The organism is Actinomyces glycerinitolerans, assembly GCF_900098745.1.
GTDB lineage: Bacteria > Actinomycetota > Actinomycetes > Actinomycetales > Actinomycetaceae > Actinomyces > Actinomyces glycerinitolerans.
The window spans coordinates 16,083-34,435 of the sequence record NZ_FQTT01000015.1 but is presented as its reverse complement, the minus strand read 5'-3'; the positions used below and the strand labels follow the sequence as shown (position 1 = coordinate 34,435).

Below are 18,353 nucleotides of genomic sequence, written 5' to 3'. Positions count from 1 at the left end.
CAAGGCCGCCCCGGCGTGATGTGATGAACCTGGACCAAGCTGCGGACAGGAATGAGGAGCGCATGGCAGACTCCGCGAATCAGGGCGGCGCCCGCCCCACGGGGCGCAAGCTTGCCCAGGCGGCCAGCGCCGGGCATGTGACCAAGGCGCGCAAGGGTAGGAACTCGAGGACCGTCAAAGACGGTAAGCGACCCGCGGGCCGCGAGAGCAAGCAGGCAGACGCCGCGGCGTCGGGACGGCGTCGGCGGATCAACTACCCGCGCGCCGGCAAGGGGCCGATCCACCGCTGGCTGCCCAGCTGGCGGTTCGTGCTGGGTACCTTTCTGTTCCTGATCGTGCTGGCCGTGGCGGGCTTCACCGCCGCCTACGCCTTGATCAAGGTGCCCGAGCCCAGCGAGTTCGCGCAGGCGCAGACCACCACGGTCTACTACGCCGACGGCACCACCGTGATGGGTGAGTTCGCGGAGATGGACCGCACCATCATCGACACCAGTGAGCTTCCCGACTATGTGGGCAACGCCGTGGTGGCTTCCGAGGACCGCAGCTTCTACTCGAACAACGGCATCGACCCCAAGGGCATTGTCCGCGCCTTCGTCAACAACATGCGCGGCGGCGCCCGCCAGGGGGCCTCCACCCTGACCCAGCAGTACATCAAGAACTACTACGTAGACACCACCAGTTCCTACTCCGGCAAGTTCAAACAGGCGATCATGGCCATCAAGATCGACCGGGAGATGAGCAAGCAGGAGATCCTGGACTCCTACCTCAACACCGTCTACTTCGGCCGCGGCGCCTACGGCATCGAGGCGGCATCCGAGGCGTTCTTCGATCACCCCGCCTCCGAGCTGACGGTATCGGAGGCCGCGCTGCTGGCGGGCGTCCTGCCCTCGCCGAGCAGCCTGGACCCGGCCCTGAACCCGGATCAGGCCGCCGTGCGCTGGCAGCGCGCACTGGACTTCATGCTTGAGGACGGCTACATCACCCAGGAGGAGTACGACGCCGCCGAGTTCCCCGAAACCGTCGCCACGCAGACGAAGGAGACCTACGGCGGCTCCACCGGCTACCTGCTGCAGATGGTGCGCGCCGAGCTGGAGTCCGACGCCGGCATGGAGGCCGAGGACATCGACACCGGCGGCTACAAGATCGTCACCACGATCGACAAGGAGGATCAGGACGCCGCCGTCGCCGCGGTCGAGAACCTGCCCGAGGGGGCCTCGCCGAATCTGCATGTGGGGCTGGTATCCATCGACTCCTCCACCGGGGGGATCCTCGCCCTGTACGGCGGCGAGGACTACCTGACCAACCAGGTGAACTCCTCCACCGACGCCGTCGCCCAGGCCGGCTCCACCTTCAAGCCCTTCGCGATGGTGGCCGCCCTGGAGAACGGGGACACGCTCGCCAACGGTTACAACGGCGACTCGCCCATGGTCATCGATGGCGCGACCTTCCAGAACTACCAGAACGTCTCCTACGGCTGGTCGGATTTGGTGAAGGCGACCGCCAACTCGATCAACACCGTCTACCTGCAGCTCAACCGGGATGTCCGCCCGGACGTGACCAACGAGGTGGCGGTGCGCGCCGGCTACCCGGAGGACACCCTGGGCCTGGACGCCTACGTCCAGAACGTCCTCGGTTCGGCATCGCCGCACACGGTTGACATCGCCACGGCCTACGCGACCTTTTCCGCGCAGGGCACCAGGCACGACACCCACATCGTCGACACGGTCACCAACTCCGCCGGGTCGGTCGCCTACACCGGTCCCACGGACGGGGAGAAGGTCTTCTCCGACGACGTGATGGCCGACGCCACCTACGCGATGCAGCAGGTGGTCAACTCCGGTTCCGGGACGACGGCGCTCGCGCTCGGACGCCCGGTGGCCGCGAAGACGGGTTCCTCCTCGGACAACAAGTCCGCCCAGTTCGCCGGGTACACCCCGCAGATCGCCACTGCCGTCACCCTCTATCAGACCGGGGAGGACGGCTCGGAGGAGTCGATCACGCCGTGGGGGTACTACGGCGAGATCACGGGTTCCACCTACCCGGCGGACATCTTCACCGAGTACATGACCACGGCGCTCGCGGACCTGCCGGTCGAGTACTTCCCCGAGCGGACCGCCGCCTCCTACTACGCCGGCGGCCTGTACGGCACCCCGGCCCCGGTCGCGCCGGCCGACACCTCCACCGGTGGCGACATCACGACCGAGGAAGACGCCGAGGAGCCGCTCGAGGAGGAGACCGACGCCGAGGAAGAGTCGGACACCGAGGAGGACGAGCAGCAGCAGAACCCCGATGACCAAAGCACCGGTGGCGTTGGCCAGAATGACGACTCCGGTGGCACCGGCGGTAGCTTCGACCCGGGCACCGGCGGCGCCGGGAACACTGGCGGCGGCACCGTTCCAGAAGATGGCTCGGACCAGAATGACGACTCCGGCAACGGGTACGGATACGGCCCGGGCGGTCAGGGTCAAGGCAGGCAGCAAGGCCAAGGGCAGGGTTGGAACCAGCAAGGCGGAAACAGCGGTGGCTAGTAGCCGGGCAGGCCTCCGCCACCCGGCGCGTGGCGCACCGCACGGCGGGTAGCGCCGTCGTCGCCTTTCGGCCTACCGGCGCCCTCGGGTATGGTGACCGACGGACTGCCTGCCCGTGCACGCACCCGCGTACACGGCGGTGCGGTCGAACGCATCACCCTCCTGTCACGGAGAGACCGTGACCGCTTCAGACCAGAGGAGGTGGGTACAAAGTATGCGTCATTACGAGATCATGATCATCCTCGCACCCGAGACGGACGAGCGCACCATCGCTCCCACGCTCGAGAAGATGCTGCAGGTCGTCCCCAACAACGGGGGCACCGTGGACAAGACAGACATCTGGGGCAAGCGTCGCCTCGCGTATGACATCAAGAAGAAGTCCGAGGGCATCTACGTGGTCGTCGACATGACCACCACGCCGGAGATCGCCCAGGAGCTCGACCGTCAGCTCGGCCTGAACGAGTCGGTGCTGCGCACCAAGCTGCTGCGCCCCGAGGCCTGAGCGCGAACCGGAACGGAGACAAGCAATGGCCGGCGATACCGTCATCACGATTATCGGGAATCTGACTGCGGACCCCGAGATGCGTTTCACGCCCTCGGGGGCGGCGGTCGCCTCCTTCACCATCGCCTCCACTCCGCGCAGCTTCAACCGGCAGACGAGCCAGTGGGAGGACGGGGAGACCCTGTTCATGCGCTGCTCGATCTGGCGCGACGCCGCGGAGAACGTGGCCGAGTCGCTGACCAAGGGCACGCGCGTGATCGCGCAGGGTCGCCTGCAGCAGCGCTCCTACACCACCCGTGAGGGCGAGAACCGCACGGTGGTGGAGATGCAGGTCGATGAGATCGGCCCGTCGCTGCGCTACGCCAAGGCGCAGGTCACCCGCCAACCCCGCGGGGGTGGTCAGGGCGGCTTCAACCAGGGCGGTCAGGGCGGCGGCTACAACGCCGGCCAGCAGCAGGGCGGTTACCAGGGCTCCCAGGGTGGCGGCCAGCAGGGCGGCTACAACCAGGGCCAGGGATCCCAGGGCGGTTACAGCCAAGGCGGCCAGCAGGGCAGCTACAACGCCCCGCAGGGCGGCGCCGCGGACGACCCCTGGGCCACCGGCGGCACCACCAGCTTCGGCGATGAGCCTCCGTTCTAAGCCAACCTCGCTAAACGCGGTACGCGCCGCGTCGTCATACGCCCGGCTCGACCGGGTGCACAGGCGCCTCCGGGCGCCCACCACAATCTCGCAATAGACCCACGGGCCCTACCCGGCGCCCGAACCAAGGAGTACCACCATGGCGAAGCCTCAGCTTCGTAAGCCCAAGAAGAAGATCGCCCCGGTGAAGGCCATCAAGGTCGGCACCATCGACTACAAGGACACCGCCACGCTGCGGAAGTTCATCTCCGACCGTGGCAAGATCCGCGCCCGCCGCGTCACCGGCGTCTCCGTGCAGGACCAGCGCAAGATCGCCAAGGCCATTAAGAACGCCCGCGAGATGGCCCTGCTGCCCTACACGAGCTCTGCCCGCTGATAGGAGGCGCAACAACATGACCACCAAGCTCATTCTCACGCACGACGTGACCAACCTCGGTGCCGCCGGGGAGGTCGTTGAGGTCAAGGACGGCTACGCCCGCAACTACCTCGTGCCCCGTAAGCTCGCCACCCCGTGGACCAAGGGCGCCCAGCGTCAGATCGACCAGATGGCCGAGGCCCGCCGCAAGCGCGCCATCAACTCCCTGGAGCAGGCCCAGGAGGCCCGCGCCTGGCTATCGAGCAACGTCATCACCGTGACCGCCTCCGCCGGCGACAACGGCCGCCTGTTCGGTGCCGTCACCACGGCGCAGCTGGCCGACGGCGTCAAGGAGGCCGGTGGCCCCGCCATCGACCGCCGCAAGATCCAGGTCGTCCCCCCGATCAAGTCCACCGGGCGCCACAGCGCCACGGTGCGCCTGCACCCCGACGTCGTCGCCCCCCTCGAGGTCAACGTCGTCGCCGCCCGCTGAGCCGGGCAGCAGCCGATACGAACAAGCACGTCGTAGCCGACGCGCCGCCCGGCGCGTCGGCTACGACTTTTGTGTGGGCGGCGCGTCGGATGGAGCATCGGCCACGCGCCCATGTACGGCGCTTCCGATTTGAGTGCGTGGGGCTGTCGAGGTCGGTTCTCGGGTGAGGGCGTTATGGTGTGCGCGGCCTCGGGGCTGACGCTTCGGCACTTGGCTACGACGGTTCGTACTTTCTGGTGACGGTTCGTACCTCGGGGTGCCGAATCGTCAGGCCACGGTACGAAGCGTCGTCCTGAAGGTACGAACCGTCAGGTCCCGCCAGCCTCCTGCCCCGACCGGGGTGGGCAATGTGTGCTGTCGGTGGCCGTGTGCTCGCTGCGGAAGTCGTTGCGCCCTACTACGGCGGCTGTATGCGAGTGGTTGTGGCAAAACCGATGGCTCCGTGCCGAGCCGCTCAGTGCCGCCAGGCGTCGCCACGGGCACGCAGGCCGGTCACCAGGGCGCGCGCCCCCATGAACACCCAGGCGAAGGCCACCCACAGCCACACCAGCCCGGTGGTTCCGGCCGCGGGCCAGCCATGGGCGACGACGACGGCGAGCGGCAGGTAAGGAAGTAGCGTCGCCATCTGAGCGCCGGCCAGGTAGCGGCCGTCGCCCGCCCCCATCAGCACCCCGTCGAACAGGAAGACCGCACCCGCAAGCGGCATCGCCGTGGCGGCCACCAGCAGGGCCGGCCGCGCGGCTGCGACCACCGCGGCTTCGGAGGTGAACAGGTACGGCAGCCAGGGGCTGGCACCCGCCAACACGACGCCGATCACCGCCCCCGCGGCCACCCCCCACGCCAGACACCGGCGCAGCACGGCGTCGACCGTCGGGCCGTCATGCGGTGTCGGCACGGTGGATGCCGGCGGCGACGCCGAGGAGGGCGCCTGGCGCGCGGCCGGACCCGCAGCGGCACGGGAGGGGCCCGGGTTCGCCGACGCCGGGGCTTGCTCCGCAGATACCTGTGCCGCCCGCTCGGCCTCGGCGCGGCCCAGTGCCGTCCCCACCAGCGCCTGCGCGGCGATGGCGAGCGCATCCAGGGCGAAGGCGGTGAAGTTCCACAACGAGTTGACCACCTGGTGCGCGGCGAGCGCCGTCGTCCCCAGGGCGGTGGCCGCCCACACGGTGGCCAGGATCGCCGCCCGCAGCGACACCGTGCGCACCAGCAGTGGCGCCCCGGAGCCCAGGGAGGCGCGCATTCCCGCCGCCCGCGGAGACAGCGGTACGCCGGCCGCGCGGGCCGCCCTCACAACGGGCCACAGCAGCGCCACTGCCATGGCGGTCTGCGCGATCGCCGTGCCCAGGCCGGAGCCGGCGATCCCCATGTGCACCCCGTACAGCAGGGTCGCATTCACGGCCACATTGCCGACCGCCCCCGCGCTGGCCACCACGAAGGGGGTGCGCGTGTCCAGCAGGCCCCGCAGCGTGCCGGTGGCGGCGTAAACCACCAGCATGCCCGGCAGGCCGGGCGCAGAGGCGCGCAGGTAGGTGATGGCCGCCGCGGCGACGGTGCCGTCGGCCCCCATGACGTCCACCGCCCACGGTGCGCCGACGCCGAGCAGGACCGCCGCCACCAGCCCCAGCAGTGCCGCCAGCCAGGCGCCGTCGACGCCCGCCTGCAGGCCGCCGACCCGGTCGCCGGCGCCGAAACGGCGGGCGGTGGTTGCGGTGGTCGCGTAGGCCAGGAAGACGAACAGACCGACGATCGTGGTCAGCAGGCTCGACGCGAGCGAGAGGCCCGCCAGGCTGTCGGGGCCCAGGTGGCCGACCATCGCCGAGTCGATCAGCACGAACAGCGGCTCGGCCACCAGCGCCCCCAGGGCGGGGACCGCCAGGGACAGGATCTGCCGGTTCAAGGACGGGGCGGGCGGGTCAACGCTTGCGGGTGCGGCATCGGGAGTTGAAGTCGGGGTTGAAGAATTGGGCACGAGACACTCCGGGGGTTGGGCGGGTCAGTGTCTCACGCCCGGGTGGAAGCGGGCCAGGTGCAGCCGGAATGCGTGCAGCGGGGACGCTGTGGGGTGGCAGTGAGGCCGTCCCTCAGGTCGAGGTTGAGGTTCATCCACAGGAATACCCACTTATCCACAGATTTTGATTTCGGTTTGGTGCACGCGTGTTGTGGCTTGTTATCTTCCCCGCTTAGAGGCAAGATTCCGGCGAGTTTCGGGGGTTTCGACGAGGTTGGCAGCGCGGCGGTCCGGCGGCGCTCCACATCCGCGGCGGCGCGTCGCCCACAGGATGGGAGGGGTTATCCACACCCCGCAGGGGGTTGCCCACAGCCTGCAAGGGCCTGGCGTTTGCGACCGCCCCTTTTGGCCGCTAGTGTCGCCGCGCGACCCGTCTGGGCGGGGCGTTGCAGGGGGAGGGTAGTGACCGACAGATGACCGACGTCGACACCATCGGCGCTCGCACCCGCGGTGAGGAGCGACCGGTTGACGCCCGCTACGACGGCGCCTTCGACCGGGTACCGCCCCAGGACCTGGAGGCGGAGATGTCCACGCTCGGCGGCATGCTGCTGAGCAAGGAGGCCATCACCGACGTCATCGAGGTGCTGCGCGGCCCCGAGTTCTACAAGCCCGCCCACGAGTCGATCTTCGACGCGATCGTCGAGGTCTACAACCGCTCCGAGCCGGCCGACCCGCTGATCGTGGCCGACGAGCTGTCCAAGCGCGGGGAGCTTGAGCGTGTGGGCGGGGCTCCGTACCTGGCCTCTCTGATGGCCACCGTGCCGACGGCCGCCAACGCCGCCTACTACGCGCGCATCGTCAAGGAGAAGTCGCTTCTGCGCGGCCTGGTGCAGGCCGGCACCCGTATCGCTCAGCTCGGCTACTCCACCAACGCCGGTGACATCGATGAGCTGGTTACCCTGGCCGAGTCCGAGGTGTACGCCGTCGCCCACAAGGAGGGTGAGCGGGAGGACTACGTACCGGTCGGGGAGCTGCTCAATGAGGCCAACCTCGAGATCGAGGCCGGGCAGGCCCGTGAGGACGGGCAGATGCGGGGCGTGCCCACGGGGTTCGTGGAGCTAGATGAGTTGCTCGGCGGCCTGCATGGTGGGCAGATGATCATCGTGGCCGCGCGCCCCGCCATGGGCAAGTCCACGCTCGCCGTCGATTTCTGCCGCTCGGCATCCATCCACGCCCGCGGCGCCGACGGCAACCCCATCCCCTCGTGCTACTTCTCCCTGGAGATGGGGCGCATGGAACTGATGATGCGTATCCTGGCCGCTGAATCCGGGGTGGCCCTGAACAAGCTGCGCGGCGGCAGCCAGATGGATGAGCGCGACTGGGAGGACGTTGCCCTCGCCTACAACCCCGTGTCCGAGGCGCCGCTGTTCATCGACGACTCCCCGAACCTGACCATGCCGGAAATCCGCTCCAAGGCGCTACGGCTCAAGCAGCAGCACGGGCTGGGGCTGATGGTGGTGGACTACCTGCAGCTGATGAGCTCCGGCAAGCAGGTCGAGTCCCGCCAGCAGGAGGTCTCCGAGTTCTCCCGCTCGCTGAAGCTGTTGGCCAAGGAGTTGGACATCCCGGTGATCGCCGTCGCCCAGCTGAACCGCGGCCCCGAGCAGCGCACCGGCAACCGGCCGCAGATGAGCGACCTGCGCGAGTCGGGATCGCTGGAGCAGGACGCCGACGTCATCATGCTGCTGCACCGGCCCGAGTACTACCAGGAGGAGGAGCGGCCGGGCGAGGCCGACATCATCGTCGCCAAGCACCGCAACGGCCAGACCCGCACCATTCCGGTGGCCTTCCAGGGGCACCTGTCGCGTTTCGCCAACATGGCCCGCGATATCACGCCCGAGCCGGCCTACGAATAAGTGCCTGTGAGCGAACGCTGCCACCGTTTCACCGCAAGACCTGCCACCGAATCACGGCCGACTCGGCCACCGTTTTTCGACGAACCATGACACCGTTTTACGAAGAGGCTTGCCACCATTTTTCGGCCTATCGTACGCTGGGGGCATGAGCGATCTGCTTAAGCGGCATGCGCAGCCACGGGTAGAAGAGCTCCTGGAAGTCTTCCCCGCGGTTGAGTTGGTTGGTGCGCGTCAGGTTGGGAAGTCCACGCTCGCATCCATGATCGCGACGGCATCTGAGCGGCCGACGCGTATCGTGACTCTGGACGATGCTGAGACCCGCGCTGCGGCGACCGCGGATCCGCGCGGTTTCCTTCGTCTGGAACCTGAAGGGTTGCTGGTCATCGATGAGTTCCAGCGCGTTCCCGAACTGGCACTGGCGCTCAAGGTGGAGATTGATTCCGATCGGTCCGCCGGACGCTACCTGCTAACCGGCTCAGTGACCACGAGTCCTTTCCAACCGGCGACAGACAGCCTGGCCGGTCGCGTCATCGGCACCCGCGTGTTCGGATTCAGTCAGGGTGAGATTGCCGGGCGAGAGGAAGACTTCGTGGCCGCAGTGCTCCATGGGGCGCTGGATGGCGACTACCGTTCCGGAATGGAGCGTGGCGACTATGTCGATCTGTTGGCCGCCGGCTCCATGCCCGAGGCGTACCGTCTGCCTCAGCGCTTCCGTGCCGACTGGCTGGATAGCTACATCTCCCGGCTGCTCGGGCACGATCTGCGTGAACTCTCCCGCCTGTCCGATCCGCATCGCTTACGCTCGCTGCTGGTCGGTTTGGCGGCCACGCAAGGGTCGGAGACCGTGATCGCGCGGATGGGGAGTGAGATCAACCTGAGCGCATCAACCACCGCCTCCTACCTAGAGCTTCTGCGAGCGCTCTACCTGGTTGATCGACTGCCGCCTTGGACGCCGAACCTGCTCAAGCGTGAGGTTGGTCGATCGAAGTATCTGCTGACCGACTCTGCGCTGGCTATGTGGCTGACTCGGACTGGGTCCGACACCCTCAAGGATCTGATACGCGGAGGAGCCCTGGGAGGTCAGCTTGAGGCCTTCGTCGCTGCCGAACTAATGCGGCAACGCACATGGTCCGCGGAGCGTTTCACTCTCAGCCACTACCGTTCCCCAGAGGGACGCGAGATCGACCTGATCCTTGAGTTGGACGATGGCGGAGTCATTGCCATTGAGGTGAAGGCGGCGGCTTCGGTGGCAGTTGCGGATACCAAGCATCTGCGTTGGCTGCATGATCGGATCGGGGATCGACTGAAGGCAGGTGTCGTACTGACCACCGATGATCGGGCGCGCAGTCTGGGTGGACCGCTGTGGGCGCTGCCGGTGTCCGCCCTGTGGGAACTCGGTTGAAGGCGGGCGTCACTGTTGGCCGCCGGAACCCCGATTCATCCCCGGAATCATGGGTATTGTTGATACGGGGCGCCTCTAAATCAACCAGGTTTCGGCGCTCAGGCAGAACCTGGTTGATTTCGGTGTCGGTGCTGCTGCTCACGGCGAGGTGGTGCGGGCTTGATCCGTTGGCGTGGCTCGCCCAACGCGCCGACTCGCGGACGCCACATCGCACTGCACGACCTCGGTGTGCACAGCACGACCCCGGGGTGGTCGTGGAACGTACCCCAAGGTCGTGGATTGCAGGAGGGCGTGCCTCCGTGCGTGCGCGGCGTTCCGGTCGGCCCGGCGCCCTCCAGTGCCGTCAGCCGCGGTAGAAGCCCTGGTAGACGTAGGTGAAGGGGATATTGCCGTGCATGCCCGGGTTCACCGACGCGGAGACCACGTTCTTCGCGGTGATGCAGGCGTCCAGCGGGGCGGCACCCTTGGCCAGCTCGGCGGTGACGGCCGCGGCCAACGTGCAGCCCGCGCCGTGCATGCGCTCGGTACCGACCGCCGGCACCTCCAGCACCTCCAGGGTCTCGCCGTCGTAGAAGACGTCCAGGGCGGTGCCGGTGCCTAGCGTGGGCCCGGCCTTGGCCAGGACGTTGGGCACACCCAGGTCGTAGATGCGCTTGGCGGCGTCCTTGAGTTGCTCGACGCTGGTGATCTCGTCGACGCCGGCCAGGGTGGCGGCCTCGAACAGGTTCGGCGTGGTGACCCTGGCGCGGGGGAGGATCTTGGCGCGCAGGGCGTTGTCGACGTCGAGCGCGGCACCGGGCTCCTGACCCTTGCAGATCAGGACCGGGTCCACCACCAGGTTCGGGAACTGGTACTGCTCCAGGGCGGCGTCCACCGCGTCGATGGTGGCGGCGGTGCCGAGCATGCCGATCTTGACGGCGTCGATCCGGGTGTGGACGGTGGCGCAGGCCTCGATCTGGTCGGTGATCACCTGCGGGTCGACCGGCACGAACCGGTGGTCCCAGTTGTGCTCGGGGTCCATGGAGACGATGCAGGTCAGGGCCGTGCAGCCGAACACGCCCAACTGGTGGAAGGTCTTCAGGTCGGTCTGGGCGCCGGCGCCGCCGGAGGCCTCCGAGCCGGCGATGGCCAGGGCGATGGGAGGGGCGGCGGGGACGGTGCTGTTTGCCGTGGTGCTTGCCATGCGGTCAGCATGCCCCGGAGCCCGGGAGGTGTCCACACGGCGGGCCGCATGCTGGAACTCGCCTCGGCCGCCTGGCACCCACCGCACGGCCGACGACGGCGGCCGCACAGTCGCCGTCGTCGGCCGGTGTGGGATCAGGCGCCGGCGACCGCGAAGCGCTCACCGCGGTGAGCGTCGCGCTCGGCCTCGTCGACCAGTGCAATGGCGAAGTCGGCGGGGGAGAGGTTCGTGCCGACCGGGTTGTCCTTGCCTACGACGTAGGCGCCGGTGGACTGTTCCGAGGGGTAGGCCGGAGCGGGGGAAACCAGGGTCCAGGCCAGGTCGTCCCCGGCGGCGCGGAAGGCGTCCAGTACTTCGCTGAAGGCCAGGGCCTCGGGCTTGGAGTCGGCGGGGAAGTCGGGGGAGTCGACCAGCCGCTTGCCGTCGGCGTCGAGCAGCGAGCCGGCGCCGCCGACGATCACGAGCCGACCGGTGGGGCGGGCGGCGATCACTGCCTTGAAGGCGTCAACGGTCGGCTGTACGGGGCCACCGGTGCGGTCGGGGGAGACGGCGACGATGGTGGCGTCGGCGGCGTTGACCAGGTCGACGACGGCGGCGGTGTCGGCGAACTCGACTGCCACGTCGGTGGCGGCGCCCTCGGCGTGACGGCCGGAGCGGGAGGCGGAGGTGACGGTGTGGCCGCGGCGGGCGGCCTCGGCGACGACGGCGGCGCCGGTGTTGCCGGTTCCGCCGATGACGGTGATGTTCATGGGGGCTCCTTGTGCTTGTGGTCTTGCGGTCGTGCGCCGTCCGCGCTCGCGGTGCGGCGGCAACGCTGTTACAGTATTTATTTGAAACCAAGTACCTCAAGGTAACTATGGAGTCGCTCGTGTCACATTCAATTGATGCTGCCGCGCCCGCTGCGGCGGGCATGGGTGCTGCGCCCGCGGCCGAGACTGCGCAGGCCGTTCCCACCACCACGGGCACCACCGCGGGCCGGCCGCTCGCCGCCTACGACGTGCTGTCGCCCGACTGCCCGTCGCGCACGGTGCTGCGCCACGTCGTCGACCGCTGGACGCCGCTGATCGTCGCCGTGCTGGCGCAGGGACCGCGGCGCTTCGGTGAACTGCGCGAGGCCGTGGGCGGCGTGACCCCCAAGGTGCTGGCGCAGACCCTGCGCTCAATGGAGCGGGACGGGCTGGTGCTGCGCGAGCAGACCCCGGGTGTGCCGCCGCGCGTGGACTACACGCTCACCCCCCTCGGTGCGAGCCTCGCAGAGCCGATCGCGGCACTGCGTGCATGGGTGGAGGGCAATGCCGCGCAGGTGCTGGTCAATCGTGAGAGCTACGACCGCGCGCACCTCCACCCCGAGGAGTAGGTGACCGCTATCCGACCCGTGTTGTGCCGGATCATGTCTGAGGGAAGTCTGAGGGATATCTGCGGGCACCGGATGGGGCTACGAGTGTCAAAGAATGCACCACTTTCCGGGCGCGTCCTCGGTGCCCGGTCGACTCTGCCGCGGAATCGCGCGGCTCACGGAGACGCCCCAACGGCGCGGCGGTTCAAAGTGGTGCGTTTTGTGACACCTGCGCGTACCTGCGGCGGCATCGCGGCTCGAAAGTGCTCCCGCTCGGGCGTCGAATCGGGGACCATAGAGGTATGAGCGCTCCCACACCCGCCGACCCCGCCGGCGCCCCCGCATCGTCCACCTGGTCCACCGGAGCCGCGGCCGCGGTGGTGCCCCAGCCGGTTCGCGACGCCGTCGACGCCGCGCTCGCGGGCCTGCCTCGCGCCGAGCGTGAGATCTTCACGACCCGCGTTGAGCGCTGGTACCCGGATGTCATGGATGGTCTGCTGACCCTGTATGGCGAGCCCGCCGCCGGGCGCACCGCCGTAACCCTGCTGGCGGAGACGGCCCGCGCCTACGCCGCCCGCAGCCCCGAACTGCGCCACCTGGATCTGGCTCGCACCCTGGACCCCGCCTGGGTGCAGGATCCCTCCCGCATCGGCTACTCCGGCTACACCGAGCGCTTCGCCGGCGACCTGCGCGGCGTGGAGCAGCGCATCGGCTACCTGCGCGAGCTGGGCGTCAGCTACCTCCACCTGATGCCGCTGCTCACCCCCCGCCCCGGCGACTCCGACGGCGGCTACGCCGTGGCCGACTACCGCTCCGTGCGGCCCGACCTGGGCGACATGGACGACCTGGAGCATTTGACCGGTGAGCTGCGCAAGGAGGGCATGAGCCTGGTCATCGACCTGGTGCTCAACCACGTGGCCCGCGAGCACGAGTGGGCGCGTCGGGCCCGCGCCGGCGAGCAGCGCTACCGCGACTACTTCCTCATCTATCCCGACCGCACCGAGCCCGACGAGTACGAACGCACCCTGCCGGAGATCTTCCCCGACTTCGCCCCCGGCAACTTCACCTGGGAGGAGGGGCTCGACGGCTGGGTCTGGACCACCTTCAACTCCTTCCAGTGGGACCTGAACTGGCGCAACCCGCAGGTGATGGAGGAGTTCGTCGAGATCGTGATGGAGCTGGCGAACCGCGGCGTGGAGGTGCTGCGCCTGGACGCGATCGCCTTCACCATCAAGCGCAAGGGCACCGACTGCCAGGGCCAGCCCGAGGTCCACTCCATCACCGAGGTGCTGCGGGCGCTGACCCGCATCGCCTGCCCCGCCATCGCTCTGAAGGCGGAGGCAATCGTGGCCCCCACCGAGCTGCTGCAGTACTTGGGGCAGGGCCGTTACACCGGCAAGGTCTCCGACCTGGCCTACCACAACTCCCTCATGGTGCAGGTCTGGTCCATGTTGGCCAGCCGCAGCGTGAGTCTGGCCGTGCAGACGCTTTCCTCGCTGCCGATCGAGCCGTCCACCGCCACCTGGATCACCTACATCCGCTGCCACGATGACATCGGCTGGGCGATCGACGACGCCGACGCCGAGGCGGTGGGTCTGAACGGCTATCTGCACCGGGTCTTCCTGGCGGACTGGTACACCGGCCAGTACCCGATGAGCGATGCCCGCGGCCTGACCTTCCAGTACAACCCGGTCACCAACGACCGGCGCACGGCCGGGACCGCGGCCTCCTTGATCGGGATCGAAGCCGCCGCCGAGGCGGTGGCCGGTATCGATGAACGCACCCCTGCCTGGCGCGAGGAGGAACTGCGCACGTGGCTGGAGGAGCGCTTCAACGCCATGCGCCTGGCCTACGCCATCATCTACGGTTGGGGCGGCATCCCGGTGCTGTGGAGCGGGGATGAGTTGGCGCAGTTCAACGACCCGAACTGGGACACCGAGCCCGGCCACGAATCCGACTCCCGCTGGGCGGGGCGCCCCCGGCTGAGCGAGGCCGCCGTCGCCGAGCGCCACGACCGCTCCACGGTGCCCGGCCGGGTGTTCACCGACCTGGCGCATATCGGCAAGGTGCGGGCCTCCCTGCCGCAGCTGAGCGCGGACGTGCGCACCGTCGTCGCCCCCGTCGACGACGACGGCGTGCTGGTCACCTTCCGCGACCACCCGCGCGGCAGCTTCGTAGGCGTGTACAACGTGACTCCGGACTGGCGCTCCGTGCCCGCGGCGCGCCTGGCCGAGTACGGGGTGCTCGGGGCGGTGGACGTGCTCACGGACACGGTGCCCTCGGGTTCCACCAGCCTGGAGGGCGCCGGCGACGGCCAGGTGCCGGTGCCGCCCTACGCCGCCTGGTGGCTGGTGCGCTCCACCGACTGACGCGGTTCGGTGAGCCATGCCTTGGTAGGCGCCCGGTTTCAGCTGGCGTAGCGGGCCTCACGGCCGTCGAGCAGCGTGTCGAAGTCGCAGGTCGACTCGATGATGCGCTGGCACATCCGGGCGTCCTGCGGGTCCAGGCCGAAGTCCTTCCGGGCCCGCTCCCAGGCCCCGCGAGCGACCTGCGCCACTCGCGTGGTCAGGTCGAGGACTTCGCTGCGCGGCAGTCCCCAGTCCAGGTCCAATAGTTGTTCTAGGCTCCGCTCCGACGTCGTCCCCTCCAGTGGCGTTCCGTCCCGTTCGTCCGGGCAGGGGACGACGTCGAAGACCGGTGCCGCCCGCCAGCCATCCGCGTCCCGGAGGAACCCCATGTTCCAGGGGTGATCGTTGACGTCGTGAAGGCAGATCGACAGGGCGGCACGGGCCACCATGGCGCGCGCCACCTGCAGTGCCACGGCCTCGCAGGTGAGCAGGTCGTAGGTGTCGGCCACTGCGGGATACTTCGCCATGACGATCCCACCGCTGCGGTCGTCCCGCAATGCCAGCTTGGGGCGGGCTCCGCCCTGCCCCACAGGCCCGGGCAGGCGTCGTCGAAGACACCGAAGGTGGGGGGCACTGTAGGCGGGGCCCCGCCCCGAAGGTCCGCGCCGCTCTTATGCCGCCTGGTGACTGGTGGGGTGCAGCTGCCGACGTGTGTTGGCCTCGAGGCGCCTGGCGAGCCAGGGGTCGGTGATGGCGTGGAAGCGGTTGGGGAAGGTGCGGCGCACGCAGTGAGGCGCGCCCTCGATGACTGCGGTCTCGATGGTTGGATTCGCGCGACGGGTGATGTTGGTGAGATTGTCACCGCGCAGCACCACGCGCTCGGTGCCGGTGACGATCAAAGTCGGCACCGCCAGGGAGTCGATGACCTCCTCCCAGGGGGTCGGCGGGGAGACACAGCCCTGCGCGATGAACCCCAGGTCGACGCCGCAGGCGGCCTCCACGCTGGCGCGGGTCTCCCGGGGCGACCAGGTGGGGTTGTTGCGCATCTCCAACTCGAAGCGCGCCTGCGGGTCGGCGGCGATCTGCCGCATCTCCCGCACCTGGCGGTAGGCGTTAATGGCCAGCAGCCGGCGCCAGATCGGTGTGACGAAGGCCGGGTCCTCGGCGACGGCGGCGTCCACCAGGTCGGGGCGGTGCGCGGCCACGTCCAGGCTGGTCACCCCGCCCATGGAGTGCCCGACGACGGCGAGCGGCGCGCGCAGTGGACCCTCACCGCGCAGGCCGTGCGCGCGCAGGTCCTCCAGCACGTCCACCAGGTCGGCGGCCAGGCGCTCGCCGGTCGTCCTCTGGTTGGCCAGGTCCGGCTGATCCCAGCGCGGGGAGTCGCCATGGCCGCGGGCGTCCAGGGCGACGATCCGGTAGCCGAACGCCGACCAGCGGTCCACGGCCTCGATCCAGCAGGCCGCGGAGTCGGTGATGCCGTGGGATAGGACGAGCACCGGCGCGGCATCGTCGTCCAGCGGCCCGGCCAGGTGACGGGCGAGCGGGGCGACGGCGGATGCCTCAACGATGGTCATACCCGGAGCTTATGCCGCCGCCGCTGGTGGTCCCGAACTCGTCTGCTACGCCCGTTCACCGGCTTCTGGCGTTTACGGGTGCGGTGGTGGGGTGGGGTGAGGTGTCTGCTGCGCCGGTTGGACGTTAACAACGCTACTTAACGGTCTGCTGTATACCTCGGAGCCCTTCAGCAGACGGTTAACTGGCGTTGTTAACGCCGAAGTGGCGAAGCGGACGGGGTGCCTCAGGCGAGCAGTTCCCGCCACCAGGCGGAGAAGACCGGGCAGCGTTCAAGGATGGCCGTCAGACCAACCTGTTGGATCAGGGTTATGCCGTCCACGGTTTTGCTGTAGCGGGGGAATGCGCGTTTGAGCCGCTTGGATGGGCTTGTGCTCGCGCCGTTGTTCACATCCTCCGGAGTGCCCGCAAGCTTTATGGCGGCGCGGAGGGAACGCAGCGCCTGGCTGGGAATGATCTCATCGCCTGCTCCGCCGTCGATGGCTGCGAGTACCAGGGACTCGAACTCATGCTTGATGATCAGCGGACAGAACCGATCGGCCGCAGCAGGATCGACGTAGTGCGAAGTGAGCGCCTCGGTGAGTTGGTGGCGGTCATTGGCGTCAGACCGGCGGCCATTCTGTCCGGGGGCTCCCGGTGGGTAACCGTAGTAGTCGATCATCAACCCCACGCGGCGCCAATGCGGTTGCCGTAACAGATTACGAAGCATGCGGTCGTATCCCTGCCAGCCACCGCCTCCTTTATGTGAGCCAGTGGGCGTGGCCGAGGTTTTCACAACCATGGGGGTCAGGGACACTCCCTGAGACTCGGCGGTTGGAGCCAACACTGTATTAGCGAAGGCCTCTTCGGTCTGTCCTTCAACTAGGAGCGCTACCCAACGGATACTCATCGCTCCGCCTCCCCGGACAGAGTCTCGGGTGCGGGGCGTCCGCGCAGCAGGTTCATCTCCCACAGGCTGCCCACCGAATACTCCTCGAGGAAACCGGTGAGTTCATCGGGATTCGGACGGCTGATGGTGGTGTTGCCGCCCACCCGGTTCAGCACGGCTACTTCTTCCAGGGAGAACTGTGACAGCAACGGCACCGACTGCGTTGCCAACAGGATTCGGTGTCCGTCGTCGGCGGCCGCGTGCACCATCTCGGCAAGTAGGCCTATCGCTGCCGGGTGCAGCCCCAACTCCGGCTCATCGAGCACGATCGTCGCCGGCAGATCCGGGCCGAGCAGCAGAGTCGCCAGACAGATGAAACGCAGGGTGCCGTCGCTCAGGGAGCGTGGCTGGAACACCCGGTCCAGGCCCCGCTGACGCCAGCGCAGGCGTAGCTGGTCGTTTCGGTTGGGTTGGAGCACGAAGTCCTCGAAGAACGGTGCTGCCAGACGTATGGTTGCCACGATTCGCTGATAGTGCTGCGGATGGTCGTCCCGAATGCGCAGCAGGTAGGCGGCGATGTTCTCGGCGTTGGCGCGCAAGGCGATGTCGTCGCCAACCTCGGAGAAGGAACGTGGCGGTGCCTCGGGGGAGACGTCGTCGAAGTGAAAGACCCGGCACCCGGAGACCAGCGGAGCCACATAGCGTGCGAAGCGTTGCAGCTTGCCGTCCTCAGGGTCATCGGCGGTGAGGAAGGAGGCGGCCCGACTGCGTGCCACCCGCCATGACACGTGCTCGTTGTAGGGCTCTGGGTACTTGGTGCGGTCGTGGAACAGGAAGTCCTCGGTGACGAGTGCGGCCTGCTCCTCGCTGTTGCGGTCCACCCGCAGGCGTACGCGGTAGCCGGTGGAATGGTTCTGCGCATCGGGCAGACCGCGTATTTCAAAGGTGGCTTCATCGAATGATGCCGCCGCATCCGTGTGCAGCAGCGCCGGCAGGCCGCCGTGGCGCACCAGGTAGTCCTGGAAGGTGTTATCCCAAACGCGGGAGATGACCTCGAGTGCGCTGACGAGGTTCGACTTGCCCGCCCCGTTGGCGCCGATGAGCACGGTGACTGCGCTGGTGAGTTCCAAGTTCACTCTACTGATCGACGCGTAGCCCTCCACACTCAGTCCGCCGAGCGGTGCGGTGGCGTCGTCCATGGAGACCATGCCAAGACTCTACTGCGACTCCACTGCCCGTCGTCGCGGCCGCAGTGGGAA

The 18,353-nt window shown here is 68.4% G+C and carries 16 protein-coding genes; 9 read left to right on the top strand and 7 right to left on the bottom strand.

What is annotated here, in order from left to right:
- The first annotated feature begins 62 nt into the window (after positions 1-62).
- The 5 genes from ACGLYG10_RS14030 (at position 63) to rplI (ending at position 4,518) form a co-directional block, all read left to right on the top strand.
- A complete protein-coding gene (locus tag ACGLYG10_RS14030; protein WP_083565940.1) occupies positions 63-2,528 on the top strand; it encodes a transglycosylase domain-containing protein in 2,466 nt (821 codons plus the stop codon).
- 214 nt (positions 2,529-2,742) lie between these two features.
- A complete protein-coding gene (gene rpsF, locus ACGLYG10_RS14025; RefSeq protein WP_073333348.1) occupies positions 2,743-3,030 on the top strand; it encodes a 30S ribosomal protein S6 in 288 nt (95 codons plus the stop codon).
- Between the two features lie 25 nt (positions 3,031-3,055).
- Positions 3,056-3,670 (top strand): single-stranded DNA-binding protein, encoded by a 615-nt coding sequence (locus ACGLYG10_RS14020; protein WP_073333346.1) that lies wholly within the window; start codon positions 3,056-3,058, stop codon positions 3,668-3,670.
- A 139-nt stretch (positions 3,671-3,809) separates the two neighbouring features.
- Entirely contained in the window at positions 3,810-4,046 is a 237-nt protein-coding gene (rpsR, locus tag ACGLYG10_RS14015; protein ID WP_073333345.1) for a 30S ribosomal protein S18, read from the top strand.
- Between the two features lie 16 nt (positions 4,047-4,062).
- Entirely contained in the window at positions 4,063-4,518 is a 456-nt protein-coding gene (gene rplI, locus ACGLYG10_RS14010) for a 50S ribosomal protein L9 (protein ID WP_073333341.1), read from the top strand.
- 454 nt (positions 4,519-4,972) lie between these two features.
- Here rplI and ACGLYG10_RS14005 read toward each other — a convergent pair whose 3' ends face one another.
- Positions 4,973-6,415: an MATE family efflux transporter gene (locus ACGLYG10_RS14005; protein ID WP_244542706.1), complete on the bottom strand. Its 1,443-nt coding sequence runs from the start codon at positions 6,413-6,415 to the stop codon at positions 4,973-4,975.
- Positions 6,416-6,939: 524 nt separating this feature from the next.
- On the opposite strand from ACGLYG10_RS14005, the gene dnaB reads away from it, so the two are divergent.
- Together dnaB and ACGLYG10_RS13995 are read left to right on the top strand one after the other, a co-directional pair.
- On the top strand, positions 6,940-8,382 hold the full coding sequence (dnaB, locus tag ACGLYG10_RS14000; protein ID WP_073333335.1) for a replicative DNA helicase: 1,443 nt from the start codon (positions 6,940-6,942) through the stop codon (positions 8,380-8,382).
- A 145-nt stretch (positions 8,383-8,527) separates the two neighbouring features.
- A complete protein-coding gene (locus tag ACGLYG10_RS13995) occupies positions 8,528-9,784 on the top strand; it encodes an ATP-binding protein (RefSeq protein WP_073333332.1) in 1,257 nt (418 codons plus the stop codon).
- A gap of 343 nt (positions 9,785-10,127) precedes the next feature.
- On the opposite strand, the gene ACGLYG10_RS13990 is transcribed toward ACGLYG10_RS13995, so the two are convergent.
- Positions 10,128-10,967 carry a hydroxymethylpyrimidine/phosphomethylpyrimidine kinase gene (locus tag ACGLYG10_RS13990; RefSeq protein WP_073333331.1) on the bottom strand — a complete coding sequence of 280 codons (840 nt, stop codon included), beginning with the start codon at positions 10,965-10,967 and terminating at the stop codon, positions 10,128-10,130.
- Positions 10,968-11,101: 134 nt separating this feature from the next.
- Entirely contained in the window at positions 11,102-11,716 is a 615-nt protein-coding gene (locus ACGLYG10_RS13985; RefSeq protein ID WP_073333328.1) for an NAD(P)-dependent oxidoreductase, read from the bottom strand.
- 161 nt (positions 11,717-11,877) lie between these two features.
- Between ACGLYG10_RS13985 and ACGLYG10_RS13980 the strand changes: the two genes are divergently transcribed.
- Positions 11,878-12,324, top strand: a complete 447-nt coding sequence (locus ACGLYG10_RS13980) for a winged helix-turn-helix transcriptional regulator (RefSeq protein WP_083565938.1) — start codon at positions 11,878-11,880, stop codon at positions 12,322-12,324.
- 281 nt (positions 12,325-12,605) lie between these two features.
- On the top strand, positions 12,606-14,672 hold the full coding sequence (locus tag ACGLYG10_RS13975; protein ID WP_073333326.1) for an alpha-amylase family protein: 2,067 nt from the start codon (positions 12,606-12,608) through the stop codon (positions 14,670-14,672).
- A 38-nt stretch (positions 14,673-14,710) separates the two neighbouring features.
- Here the strand turns inward: ACGLYG10_RS13975 and ACGLYG10_RS13970 are convergent, their stop codons facing one another.
- The 4 genes from ACGLYG10_RS13970 to ACGLYG10_RS13955 form a co-directional block, all read right to left on the bottom strand.
- Positions 14,711-15,178 carry a HipA domain-containing protein gene (locus ACGLYG10_RS13970; RefSeq protein WP_139241004.1) on the bottom strand — a complete coding sequence of 156 codons (468 nt, stop codon included), beginning with the start codon at positions 15,176-15,178 and terminating at the stop codon, positions 14,711-14,713.
- Between the two features lie 144 nt (positions 15,179-15,322).
- On the bottom strand, positions 15,323-16,228 hold the full coding sequence (locus ACGLYG10_RS13965) for an alpha/beta fold hydrolase (protein ID WP_073333321.1): 906 nt from the start codon (positions 16,226-16,228) through the stop codon (positions 15,323-15,325).
- 224 nt (positions 16,229-16,452) lie between these two features.
- The gene (locus ACGLYG10_RS13960; RefSeq protein WP_234415963.1) at positions 16,453-17,115 is read right to left on the bottom strand and encodes a DUF4276 family protein; all 663 of its coding nucleotides are present in this window, start codon (positions 17,113-17,115) and stop codon (positions 16,453-16,455) included.
- Positions 17,112-18,302, bottom strand: coding sequence for an AAA family ATPase (locus tag ACGLYG10_RS13955; RefSeq protein ID WP_234415962.1), 1,191 nt, complete (start codon positions 18,300-18,302; stop codon positions 17,112-17,114). Before ACGLYG10_RS13955 ends, ACGLYG10_RS13960 begins: the two co-directional genes overlap by 4 nt.
- Between the last annotated feature and the right edge of the window lie 51 nt (positions 18,303-18,353).

Bases quoted from the DNA above. Each gene is read 5' to 3' on its own strand.
- rplI (WP_073333341.1), top strand. From the start codon at position 4,063: ATGACCACCAAGCTCATTCTCACGCACGACGTGACCAACCTCGGTGCC.
- rpsF (WP_073333348.1), top strand. From the start codon at position 2,743: ATGCGTCATTACGAGATCATGATCATCCTCGCACCCGAGACGGACGAG.
- ACGLYG10_RS13970 (WP_139241004.1), bottom strand. From the start codon at position 15,178: ATGGCGAAGTATCCCGCAGTGGCCGACACCTACGACCTGCTCACCTGC.
- ACGLYG10_RS13990 (WP_073333331.1), bottom strand. From the start codon at position 10,967: ATGGCAAGCACCACGGCAAACAGCACCGTCCCCGCCGCCCCTCCCATC.
- ACGLYG10_RS14020 (WP_073333346.1), top strand. From the start codon at position 3,056: ATGGCCGGCGATACCGTCATCACGATTATCGGGAATCTGACTGCGGAC.
- ACGLYG10_RS13975 (WP_073333326.1), top strand. From the start codon at position 12,606: ATGAGCGCTCCCACACCCGCCGACCCCGCCGGCGCCCCCGCATCGTCC.
- ACGLYG10_RS13995 (WP_073333332.1), top strand. From the start codon at position 8,528: ATGAGCGATCTGCTTAAGCGGCATGCGCAGCCACGGGTAGAAGAGCTC.
- ACGLYG10_RS13965 (WP_073333321.1), bottom strand. From the start codon at position 16,228: ATGACCATCGTTGAGGCATCCGCCGTCGCCCCGCTCGCCCGTCACCTG.
- ACGLYG10_RS13960 (WP_234415963.1), bottom strand. From the start codon at position 17,115: ATGAGTATCCGTTGGGTAGCGCTCCTAGTTGAAGGACAGACCGAAGAG.
- rpsR (WP_073333345.1), top strand. From the start codon at position 3,810: ATGGCGAAGCCTCAGCTTCGTAAGCCCAAGAAGAAGATCGCCCCGGTG.
- ACGLYG10_RS13980 (WP_083565938.1), top strand. From the start codon at position 11,878: ATGGGTGCTGCGCCCGCGGCCGAGACTGCGCAGGCCGTTCCCACCACC.
- ACGLYG10_RS13955 (WP_234415962.1), bottom strand. From the start codon at position 18,302: ATGGTCTCCATGGACGACGCCACCGCACCGCTCGGCGGACTGAGTGTG.
- ACGLYG10_RS13985 (WP_073333328.1), bottom strand. From the start codon at position 11,716: ATGAACATCACCGTCATCGGCGGAACCGGCAACACCGGCGCCGCCGTC.
- ACGLYG10_RS14030 (WP_083565940.1), top strand. From the start codon at position 63: ATGGCAGACTCCGCGAATCAGGGCGGCGCCCGCCCCACGGGGCGCAAG.
- dnaB (WP_073333335.1), top strand. From the start codon at position 6,940: ATGACCGACGTCGACACCATCGGCGCTCGCACCCGCGGTGAGGAGCGA.